Origin of the sequence: Bacillus sp. JJ1503, assembly GCF_036965125.1 — a bacterium.
Classification (GTDB): Bacteria; Bacillota; Bacilli; order Bacillales; family Cytobacillaceae; genus Cytobacillus.
Map to the genome: position 1 here is coordinate 1 of NZ_JBALOZ010000161.1, position 11,201 is coordinate 11,201.

The 11,201-nt window shown below is 34.7% G+C and carries 9 protein-coding genes; 5 read left to right on the forward strand and 4 right to left on the reverse strand.

Features of this window, described 5'->3' with window-relative positions; genetic code table 11:
• Window positions 1-265: 265 nt before the first annotated feature.
• The 3 genes from V7149_RS13210 to V7149_RS13220 all read right to left on the reverse strand — a co-directional run bounded on the left by V7149_RS13210 (window position 266) and on the right by V7149_RS13220 (window position 3,479).
• The gene (locus V7149_RS13210) at window positions 266-1,939 is read right to left on the reverse strand and encodes a ribonuclease J (protein ID WP_335346094.1); all 1,674 of its coding nucleotides are present in this window, start codon (window positions 1,937-1,939) and stop codon (window positions 266-268) included.
• A gap of 208 nt (window positions 1,940-2,147) precedes the next feature.
• Window positions 2,148-2,270: a DUF3231 family protein gene (locus V7149_RS13215; RefSeq protein WP_335346095.1), complete on the reverse strand. Its 123-nt coding sequence runs from the start codon at window positions 2,268-2,270 to the stop codon at window positions 2,148-2,150.
• Between the two features lie 399 nt (window positions 2,271-2,669).
• Window positions 2,670-3,479 (reverse strand): class I SAM-dependent methyltransferase, encoded by an 810-nt coding sequence (locus V7149_RS13220; protein WP_335346103.1) that lies wholly within the window; start codon window positions 3,477-3,479, stop codon window positions 2,670-2,672.
• 403 nt (window positions 3,480-3,882) lie between these two features.
• On the opposite strand from V7149_RS13220, the gene V7149_RS13225 reads away from it, so the two are divergent.
• Complete coding sequence (locus V7149_RS13225; RefSeq protein WP_335346096.1) at window positions 3,883-4,845, forward strand: aromatic acid exporter family protein; 963 nt, start codon at window positions 3,883-3,885, stop codon at window positions 4,843-4,845.
• 985 nt (window positions 4,846-5,830) lie between these two features.
• On the opposite strand, the gene lepB is transcribed toward V7149_RS13225, so the two are convergent.
• Complete coding sequence (gene lepB / locus V7149_RS13235; RefSeq protein ID WP_335346098.1) at window positions 5,831-6,466, reverse strand: signal peptidase I; 636 nt, start codon at window positions 6,464-6,466, stop codon at window positions 5,831-5,833.
• 619 nt (window positions 6,467-7,085) lie between these two features.
• Here lepB and V7149_RS13240 point away from each other — a divergent pair.
• From V7149_RS13240 to V7149_RS13255, 4 genes are all read left to right on the forward strand, one after another.
• The gene (locus V7149_RS13240) at window positions 7,086-7,613 is read left to right on the forward strand and encodes a sigma-70 family RNA polymerase sigma factor (protein ID WP_335346099.1); all 528 of its coding nucleotides are present in this window, start codon (window positions 7,086-7,088) and stop codon (window positions 7,611-7,613) included.
• Window positions 7,603-8,916 carry a DUF4179 domain-containing protein gene (locus V7149_RS13245; RefSeq protein WP_335346100.1) on the forward strand — a complete coding sequence of 438 codons (1,314 nt, stop codon included), beginning with the start codon at window positions 7,603-7,605 and terminating at the stop codon, window positions 8,914-8,916. Before V7149_RS13240 ends, V7149_RS13245 begins: the two co-directional genes overlap by 11 nt.
• 226 nt (window positions 8,917-9,142) lie before the next feature.
• A complete protein-coding gene (locus V7149_RS13250) occupies window positions 9,143-9,907 on the forward strand; it encodes an ABC transporter ATP-binding protein (RefSeq protein ID WP_335346101.1) in 765 nt (254 codons plus the stop codon).
• The coding region (locus tag V7149_RS13255) for an ABC transporter permease (RefSeq protein WP_335346102.1) at window positions 9,897-11,201 on the forward strand (1,305 nt) is incomplete at its 3' end. The genes V7149_RS13250 and V7149_RS13255, both read left to right, overlap by 11 nt.

Below are 11,201 nucleotides of genomic sequence, written 5' to 3' on the forward strand. Positions count from 1 at the left end.
CACCGCTGCTTGGACTTTTGAACAGTTGGAAAGTTAGCTTTTTCCACAACTAGTTTATGGGGCAAAACAACGAGCACAAAATCAACATTTTATAGATCTCCTTGTAAATTACGAACATTCTAGCTGAATTTAGAGGATAAAGACAAATTGCATACTTGAAGGGGCATTTATGAAATACTAAAAATTCCAATAAGAAAATAAGTTTTAGTTACTTCATAAACGCGCCCGATTCTTGAAGGTCAATGAATTTAAAACTTCCCCATTACTAAATTTCAATAAGTATGGGAACGATCATTGGATTTTTCTTAGTTTGTGTATATAGATATTCTCGTATTGATTTTTTTATTTGTTTTTTCATTACATTCCTTGAACTTCTATTTGCTTCTTGTAGCTCGTTGACCGTTTTTATAGTGAGTTCATTTACGTTTTTGCGTAGCTCCGAAAAATCTCGATGATCTGTAAATCCGCGAGAAATCGTTTCGGGTTCAGCCAGCAACTTTCTATCCGATTTGCTTATCGTTACAATAATCATAAACATTCCGTCCTCAGAAAGCTGTTTTCTGTCCCGTAATACATATTCCCCAATATTACCGACATCCCCGCCGTCCACGTATGTATTTCCAACTGGTACGGTCCGGGTTTGGCGCGCAAGGCCATCTTCAATCTCGACCACATCGCCATTATTAATGATAAACGTGTTTCCTTTCTCTACTCCAACGGATTCAGCTAACAAACGGTGATGATGCATCATTCTAAACTCACCGTGAATGGGAATAAAATATTTTGGTTTCATTAATGTAAGCATTAGTTTTAAATCTTCTTGATAACCATGGCCGGAAACATGCATGCCGGATGTACTTCCAGTTCCATAAATCACTTTGGCCCCAAGTGCAAATAAGTTGTCTACGATACTCGTGACATTACGTTCATTCCCAGGTATTGGACCTGCCGCAAGGATAACCGTATCTTCAGGCAAAATATCGACACCGCGAAAGTTTCCAGTGGACAGGCGGGCAAGGGCAGCTAATGGTTCTCCTTGACTTCCCGTGCATAAAATAGCTACCTTTTCAGGAGCCAATTCATTGACTTCATTTGGGGAAATTAACATTCCATCAGGAACGGTTAAATAACCACGTTCCATAGCCACGTCTACAACATTAACCATACTTCGCCCAAGTAACGCAAGTTTTCGATTTGTTTTAAATGCTGCAATTACGACTTGCTGAACACGGCTAATATTCGAAGCAAAGGTTGAAACAATCACTTTGCGTTCGGCCTTCATGAAAGCTGCTTCCACATGTTCACCTACCATTTGTTCCGATGGGGTTAAACCAGGACGCTCAGCATTCGTACTTTCAGACAGTAGAAGTAAGACTCCTTCTTTGCCGATTTCCGCCATTTTATGAAAATCGGCATGCTCATTATTCGCAGGGGTTAAATCGAACTTGAAGTCACCGGTATGTACAATATTCCCTTCTTGTGTGTGAAAGACTATGCCCAAGCAATCAGGAATACTATGGATCACTTTGAAAAAGCTCACACTCATTTCTCCGATTTTTAGTATTGAGTTTGAGCTGATTTCAACCAGTTCACTTTCTCTTAGAAGTTTGTGTTCTTTTAATTTGATCTCAACTAATCCTAGTGTGAAGCGTGTGGCATAAACCGGCACATTCAATTTTTTTAAGAAGAATGGGATCCCCCCGATATGATCCTCATGGCCATGTGTGACAATTAAAGCCCTGACTTTATCTTTATTTTCTATTAAGTAAGCGATATCAGGGATAATCAAATCAATTCCTAATAAACTTTCATCTGGAAACTTATTTCCACAGTCGATTATCACGATATCGTTTGAATATTCGATTGCATACATATTTTTCCCGATTTCATTCAAGCCACCTAAAGCGAAGATAGATAACGCATTCTCTTTTGTATTCAAATTTATTTCCTCCTATTTACTTTTTAAAATTATCTTGCCCAAAAATGAAAAAGAGCACTTATCCTTGTTACGGATAAAGCGCTCATTCGAATAACCCAATACTTAAGCCGGGAATTAAAAACAATATAGGTAAAAGAACAGGACCAACGAACACGCACTCAATTCATTTATTCCTTATTAATTGGTCACGGTCATCTTCTTGTGGAGGTTACTCCATCCAACCGTGTTTAATCATAATATTAGCTCCATCCTCGGCATACAGTGAGATTTCTGGAATTAAAGACGCATATTTAAAGCCTAAATCTTTTCTTTGACTTGCTGCCAGTGCCATTCCAAAGTTTCCAATTCCCGCGGCATCATGGCCGAGACATGGTACATCATTAATTTATCCGAAAAAACACTTGTTGTCGTATCTAAAACAGCCGAATCCCAACCCATAGGGGCAGGAAGATCTGTATTGCATCCATAAACCAGACATTTCCGCAGCAGTTAAAGGTATATTGGTTTTGTCTTCCATTAAGAAAACCTCCTATGGAATAAATACATTATGGAATAATATTTCCCTATATGGAAAAAAGTATAAATGAACAAAATGCTTGTTTCTTCTGCATCACTTCCAAAGCCAGTATTACATCGGGATGGGGGCTTTCCGAGTTATCCTTTATTTAAAAAAACTAAATAAAAAAACCTTCCAGAAGATGTATAAAGGAAGGTATTTATCTAGTCTAACTTATATAAGAAAAATGGATTCTCTGTTATGGAAGCATCGCACCCTGTAAATGGGCAAATAAAACAAATTCCNNCTTCTGAAATCTTCTTCAAATGAAGGATATTTTCTCAACATTTCTTCAAATGGTTTCGGTTCTACTAAGCCTTCTAAATGAAAACCTGCTTTAATTACATTATTAACATAGCTCGTTAAAGTTCTATGGAATAATAGCATTTTTTCTTTATCGCCTAGCCTTTGTTCATAAACACCTTCATAAAAATATTTATCAACATTCCAATGTAACTTTTCACCATCTTTTGTTTTCTCCCATCCACTCTCCGGAGTAACAAAACAAGGATGTAAAATTGAAAAAATAAAATATCCTCCATCTACTAATAGGCGATACATTTCTTGGAATACCTTTTCATAATTTGCAAGGTCTTGTATGACCATATTCGATACAATTAGGTCAAAACTGTTATCCTCTAAAAAATTTAAATCCTCACAATTTCCATATGTATAATCAATTCTCAAATCAATGGGAGTTCTTTCTTTGGCGATTTCTAACATTTTTTCTGAATAATCTACTGCTGTTACAGCTGCTGAAGATTTAGCTAAAATTCTACTAAAATATCCTTCACCACATCCAGCATCTAAAACTTTTTTATTCTTTACCGTTCCCATAAGTGACAATAAAGTAGGATTTAAAAAAACTTCTTTATGAAGGTCTCCTTGTTCAGTATGTACTGCTGAATATGTTTCGGCAAACTTATCCCACCTTTTAATCGCTTCTTCAGTACCAACTTTTTTATTCTGATGTTTTTCAAGCATTTCCTTTAAGTATTCTTCAGATTTCCCTCTTGGAATGCTGAGTCTCTGAGAGTACAAAGATAATAAAATATCCTTATTTTTCACAGTAATTTCTCCCCAATCAACCTAGACTTGTACTTTAATTGATGTACTTCTGTGAACAACAGTAACTTTTCCACCTTTCCCATCCTCCAGCTAAACAATGCTGATAAGTATCATATTAGTCTAACTTTGATTTTTATTGGTAAAAAAGTGTTCATTTTTTTATTTGGCGGAAACTGTTGAATTTAGTTTAGCAGTTACAACAGTTACTTCGGCATAATGAGCTTAGGACCTGTCCTTAGCCTTCATGTCCCCATCTTTTTCTGTTAGAATGAATATCTGCTGGATTAATGAAATTATAGAGAACAGTAGGGTGATACTTATGGTTGGAATGGGATATCGGACAATTAAGACTGCGATAGGGGCAGGGTTAGCAATTTGGATTGCGACTTTACTCGACTTAGAATTTGCATCCTTTGCAGCCATAATCGTTATTATGTGTATTGAGAAGACAAAGAAAAAGACATTACATTCTATTCAGAAAAAGTTTTTCGCATCTCTTTTATCTTTAATTCTTGGTTCCTTATGTTTTGAACTATTAGGATATAATCCAATTGTCTTAACTCTATTTATATTATTGTTTGTCCCAATCCTTATAAAAGGACGTATTCAGGAAGGTTTTGTCACAAGCACAGTTATCGTTTTACATATTTATACAGTGAAGGAAGCCAGTCTAGAAAACCTATTGAATGAACTCTATATTATTTTCATTGGTATAGGAATCGCCTTACTCGTAAACAGCATTATGCCAAGCTTTAAGAAAGAAATTGAAAAATACAAAATTGAAATCGAACATAAATTTAGCGTTATTCTTTACGAATTTTCAGCATTACTAAAAAATAGTGAGCGAAACTGGGATGGAAAAGAATTAAACGAAGTAGAAAATATCCTGAATCAAGCTAAAAACATAGTTATACAAGATGTAGAAAATCATCTGTTAAGAAAAGAAAATAAAGTTTATTATTATCTCGAAATGCGAGAGGATCAACTGGAAATCCTAAAACAGATGGTAGCCATTCTAAGCATTGTTTCTTCATCAGAGTTAGATGTCAAACAAAGAGGAATGCTTGCTAATATATTTCTAAATATTAGTCAACATGTTGATTCAGGAGATACAACCATTGCATTAAAACAATTAGAGGAGTACGAAGAGTCCATACGTGAAACAGAATTACCGAAAACAAGGGAAGAATTCGAAATTAGAGCCAATCTATTTTATTTAAATTTCGAAATTAAGAACTACTTAATTATTAAGAAAAATATTTTTAATCGAATTAAACTTTAACTCCAGAGGCAAGTCATCATATTGGCAAAGGCCACGGGAACAGGTTTAACGCTTATTGAGCTAAGGGACCTGCCCCGTATTCTTTTACTGTAATACCCATGTTAAGAAATGGCTTTGATATTTTTCCAGTAGTTCCAAGCATTTAGATAGTCATTAAAATCATGGGGATGATGTTTAATGCAGGCTGCTAACCTGAGATATAATCCAATAAGTACTTGCTCATATAATAATTGTTCACTTATTTTTTCTTTTAATAGTAAGTGATTCACTGCTGAATGGATCGTTTCTTTCGTTAAATCATCTGGTGAAGAACAAAATGCATAAATTAAATCATAAAGGGGGTCTCCGATAACAGAAGTCGGGTCAATCACACCACTTANNCCACAATCCCCATGCAATAAAAATGGTTCTCTGTCCAGACTATTTATTTTTGAATCTTTGACAAGGTTAAGCACAAAGGTATACTCATCTTTATCTAAATATGAATCTAAAATCTTATTTGCTTCCATCAGTTCATTCAAAAGGAAACTTTGCCATGAATCTGTTAATTCATCCGCCCATCCCCAACCAACATTATTTGGTACGGCCTTATAATGGTTTATCAATCCTTGCACAAGTTCTTTGAGCACTTGCTGTTTATTATTTCTTTCATAATTTGTAGAACCGTTGATGAATGAATAAACGATAAAATTATTTGACGGTTCAACATAGAGAAGACGCGGTAATAAATATAAATCCTTGTAACAGGTAAGAAAATTGGCTTCAGATTGAATAACTTGCGGTTCATTCAACTTTACAACATATCTTTCACCATCAGTGGTACTCAGGAGATACAATTCACTTACAGTACCTCCATTTAATTGTTTATACTCAACGGAACTTGATTGAATGATTTCTATATTTTTTAATTCTTTTATTATCTCTTGAATGTCCATATTCCTTCTATTCTCCCTACTCTTCAAAAACAATTTCTATGATTTTAAGTTTAAAATTCATCCGAATACCCTAACACTTTCCCTAGTATCCTTTCCAACGGCAGCAAACCGAAATCTTTGCTGTCTATCCCCCGCCACCAGTGGTCAACCAAAACAAATACCGTTTCTTCATCAACTTTTATAGGCTCCAAATTCGTATTAAAGTAACTCTTAACCCAAGCTAAATCATTAACATGACTCAAATCAGCTTGATCTAAATACTCCTCTTCTTCCATCCCCCTTATAGTGGCCACTCCATAAAATGCATCAAATTTCTTATGATCAATATAAACGTGACCATCCTTGATCTCAATTGTCTCGCCGGGTAAACCTACAACTCTGCCTAGATAATTTTCCGGAATTTCTGGGTTCTCTTTAATTGCCGTCTCGAACATCTTATAATAAACAACATCCCCTCGTTCAAGTGGAGCAGATTTTGGATCTATTACCAATTCGCCATGTGTCCCAGTATCAAAATCGTGGTTTCCCCTATCCATTGCGTCAGAAAGCCATTCCACTAAGAGGTGATGCTCCTTTGGTGATACCATTTTCATTTCAGGGGAAGTAATGTCATCAGTTATTGTAATAACCTCCTTTTCACAGCCTACTAACAAAAGACCGAACAGAAAAACGATTAGCTTCCTCAAATCATCATCTCCTTTTTACACATTATACCAGCGTTACCTTTTATTATTTGTACAAAAGGCTCTGTTAAAGGTAAATGTTGATATTTGATGCTTGTTCCATTTCTTGTTATTGTAGATTGACAATAAAGTTGTTTAAAAAGCACACGTTATCGAATCTTTATCCACACTAATAGTGCTTCAATCAAATCAGCCTATGAAAATGAAATACTGATAAACGGTTTACTAACAAAATTGGTCTTTAATAGTGGAAGTTGGAGTAATTCCTTTTTGAAAAATCAAATACATTACAAGATAGGACATTCTAATGAGACGGCAAGGTATTGAGCTCAAAGGTTATTAAACTACCTATAGGGATATCGCCAATATTGCAGTATATTTTTGTACATTAGAAAATTAATCTAAAAAAAAAGCCGATACCCTTTCAAGTGAACTGACCCAAGAAAGGAATCGGTTTTTTTGTCTCTCTTCTTTAGATTCCTCTTTAACCCACCCTTATATTTTAAAAAAAGATCTATGCTTAGGAGGAATTTTAATTGTTTAATCATAAAAACCTAAGAAAATTTGAAACGTTTTACATACCCCGTTTGTCTAACAGATAGAGGAAGGGAGGGGCAGAAGATTGCCGGATATTAAAAAGGTTCAACGTGCGAAAAAGGGAAATAATAAAGCATTTCAAGAGTTAATGGAAGAAGAAAAGGTCAAACTTTATAAAATTGCTTATGTTTATATGAAAAACGAAGTGGATGCGCTGGAGGTTTTCCAAGAAACAACATATAAAGCTTTTATTTCGATTAATAATCTTAAAGATGACCGGTACTTTTCAACATGGCTATCTCGCATTCTTATCAACACAGCGATTGATCATTTAAACAAAAGGAAAAAAATTATTCCAATTGAGAGAGAAATTTTAGAAGAAAAGATGGCCCCATACCGATCAAATGAAGAAGATCTCGATTTACTTCAGGCTGTTATGGAATTAGACGAAAAATATAAAACGGTTTTAATTCTCCGATTTTATAAAGATTACACAGTGAAGCAAATAGCCTACGTTTTAGATTGTCCTGAAGGTACTGTGAAAACAAACATCCATCGTGGGATTAATCTGTTAAAAGAAAAATTGAAGGAGGATTGTGTTAATGAGCAGTAACCAATGGCCGGATTTAAAAAAGGAATTGGATAAGGTATCAGTCCCAATGGATAAGCTTGATTCAATTATTACAAATACAATCAAAGAAAATCGAACCAAAACATCAAAGAAGAAAGTGGCTCTTTATTCATTTATTGCAGCGGTGTTAGGCTTTGGGGTGTTTATCGGTTCAGCAAGTGTTTCCCCCGTGATGGCGAAAATCGCCTCAAATATTCCGATTATCGGAACCTTTTTCAATGATTCCTTGGATGAAGGCTTAAGATTAGCTGGAAAGAAGGGCTTAACACAGGTCATCAATCAATCCTCAAAGGATAATGGAATTACCTTAACAATGAATGAAATTTTTTATGACGGAACACGCTTAACATTCGGTTTTACACAGGAATCCCTATTCGCAATTGGTCAACTTGAACGGCCGACCATTGAAGTGAACGGTAAGGAAATAAATTTCAGTTCCAGTTATTCAGGAGAATTTGTGACACCGCAAAAATATAAGGGGATTATTGATATTACAGCAACTGAGGAGCTTCCAGAAGAATTTGACATGAAAATTAGAATTGATGCTGTTGGTCTTATTCCAGGAAAGTGGGAATTCACTTTTCCGGTGAAGCAATCAAATGAAGTAACTGTGATACGGCCACAGGAAACGAAATTAATAGAAGGGGCAGAAGTTGAAATAAGTTCTTTAAAGCTTGGACCAGCAGGGACGGATCTCAGTGTGAAGGTGTTAAAGGATGAAGGGAATAACAAGATTGATCCATATTCATTAAACTTTTATGTGATAGATGATAATGGTAATGTGTTAGACACTGTAACAGGAAACGGCAGTGGAGAAACAGAAAACGGAAAAGAAATAGCGGATCTTAAATTCCTCTATTCACCTTTAAAAGAAAGCAGCAAAAAAGTCAGTGTTATTCCTTATATCATTCCGGTTTCCGAGGAGAGATGGGAAGAAGTTTCTTTACCTTTAGATGAACAAAGTTTGCCTTTTAACGTGGACCAAGGTGAATTTGGGAAGGTTCTTGTAACAAAAGTAATTTATCAGCAAGATAAATTAGTTTTGTATTTTGACCTTCAAAGTGATGTAATTGTAGACAATAAACTTTCAAGAAATTCATTATGGCTAGAGGATGCTATTGGGAAAAACCTTATACTAGAAGATAAACCATTTGCGGAACGAATTGAAGGAAATGAATTTAAGCAGGAATTTGCAGCTGGTAAGAAGAAAGGCTTGAAGATTAAAACTTATAAGTATCCAAAACCAATTACGTATGAGGAATTTAAGATTGATATTCCGAAATAAATATGTATGTATCTAGCTAGTTTTTGAAATGACCGATTATAAAGGATTTAATTAATTTTATTCTTTAAATATCTTTAGTGAAGCACCGTTCGGTAAATTGAACGGTGTAATTTTAGTTAACAGCCCATATAGTCGCTAACAATAATCATTCACTAGCTTTTAGTAGTAGAAGAAGATTTGTCTAAAGCCTCAAATATCCATTTCATTTAGTAGAGGAGGAAAGGTAATGGAAATTTTGAAAGCTATAAATCTAGATAAAATATATGGAGATTCGAGTAGAGAAGGCTCCACGACAGCATTGAGTAAAATAAGCCTTTCAATTAATAAAGGAGAGTTTGTTGCGATTATGGGCCCATCTGGCAGTGGTAAAACAACATTGCTAAACTTATTGAGCGGTATTGACAAGCCGACTTCAGGTAAAATTATAATCGGGAGAAAAGAGATAAGTGAAATGTCAGGTGATGAATTAGCTTTGTTTCGGCGAAAACAATTAGGGTTTGTATTTCAGGACTTTAACCTTTTAGATAGTTTGACTGTAAAAGAAAACATGATTCTACCAATGGTTTTAGAAAAGAAAAATGTAACCGAGATGGAAGAAAAAGTTCATTACCTTGCCAATCTTTTCGAAATTGAACCTATTCTGAATAAATATCCTTATAATATATCTGGTGGGCAGCAGCAACGAACTGCTGTTAGTCGAGCGTTAGTTAATGACCCTAGTATCATTTTCGCCGATGAACCGACAGGTAATTTGGATTCAAAATCATCAACTGTCATAATGGAGTGTTTTGAAAGAATAGTTGAGGAACTTTCGACAACGGTCCTTCTTGTTACCCATGATGTTTTTGCTGCAAGTTATTGCAGGAAAGTTATTTTTATAAAAGATGGCTCTATTCATTCACATCTTGTGAGGAAAGGAAGCAGAAAAGAATTTTTAAATCAAATTATGGATAACCTCGCTATCTTAGGAGGAAGAACGGATGTCTTTTAATCAAATCGTTTGGAAAATGGCAAAGGCTCATTATAAAAAGTATTTCTTTTACTATTTATGCAACTGTTTTGGAGTTATATTTTTCTTTATATTTTCGACTGTGTATTTTAACCAACAAGTTGTTCAAGTGAAAAGGACGGAATCAATTCAATATGTTTTAACCGTTCCGGGTGTTGCTCTAATTGTATTCACAGTATTTTTTATTAGTTACGCCCACAGCATTTTTATTAAACGAAGGAAAAGTGAGTTTGGGCTTCTTATGACTTTAGGGATGTCTAATCGTGATATAGGAAAATTGTTATTGTTGGAGAATGGCATTATTGCATTTGCATCACTGGCTTCTGGTATTCTTGCAGGAACTATATTTTCACGACTTTTCTTTTTAATATTAATGAATAGTGTTGGGATACAAGGAATTTCATTTCATATAAACAGTAAAATGTTCCTATATACGATAATTATATTCATAGTTGTTTATTTCGTTGCGGTTGGGAGATCACTCTTTTTCGTACTCAAAAGAAACGTTGTTGTAAGTTTAAAAAGCGACAAGATTGCAGAATCGATCAAGATGAAGAGTCCACTAATTGGCGGAATAGGAGTAGCAATTGTTATCGGCTCTATTCTGGGGCTATATTATACGTATACAGATCCTAATGTTGGTGGGGAATACCTACTTATTTGGACACTATCAACATTGTTAGGATTGTACATCAGCATTTATCAGTTCACTAGTTTCTTCATAGAACTTGCTAAAAAGTATAAATCCTATTATTACCGCAGACTCTTGTTTCTGACTAGTCTAGAATATAAATTTAGAAAACTGACATCTATACTTATGCTCGTTACTGTTATGATAATGGTGACGATTTTGTATAGCACCATAATATTATTTACCTACATGCTATCTGAAAAGCAAGCAGTTGACGGAAATCCTTATGATATTGCATTTATACAAACAGAGAATAAAAACAACTTAGGTAAAGAAGAAATTTATTCCATCGTTGACCAAAAAGATAATTCAATACAAAAATATCTGGTGATACCGATATATTCCTACTATCAAAAACAAACTTATAGCAACTGGATCAATGTCTATAATTTTATGTCACTGGATCAATTTAATAAATTAACTTCCAGTAAGGTGGACCTGCAGGATAAGGATTTTCTATATTATATAAATGAAGATCCAAAAAAAACGGATGGAAGCGAATATTATCAGAATAATGTTTTCCTATTCTCAGATGAAAAGCATTCCTATGCATTAAAGGAAATAATCGTTGAAAAAAACATCAAT

Bases quoted from the DNA above. Each gene is read 5' to 3' on its own strand.
- V7149_RS13215 (WP_335346095.1), bottom strand. From the start codon at position 2,270: ATGGCACTGGCAGCAAGTCAAAGAAAAGATTTAGGCTTTAAATATGCG.
- V7149_RS13225 (WP_335346096.1), top strand. From the start codon at position 3,883: ATGGTTGGAATGGGATATCGGACAATTAAGACTGCGATAGGGGCAGGG.
- V7149_RS13245 (WP_335346100.1), top strand. From the start codon at position 7,603: ATGAGCAGTAACCAATGGCCGGATTTAAAAAAGGAATTGGATAAGGTA.
- V7149_RS13250 (WP_335346101.1), top strand. From the start codon at position 9,143: ATGGAAATTTTGAAAGCTATAAATCTAGATAAAATATATGGAGATTCG.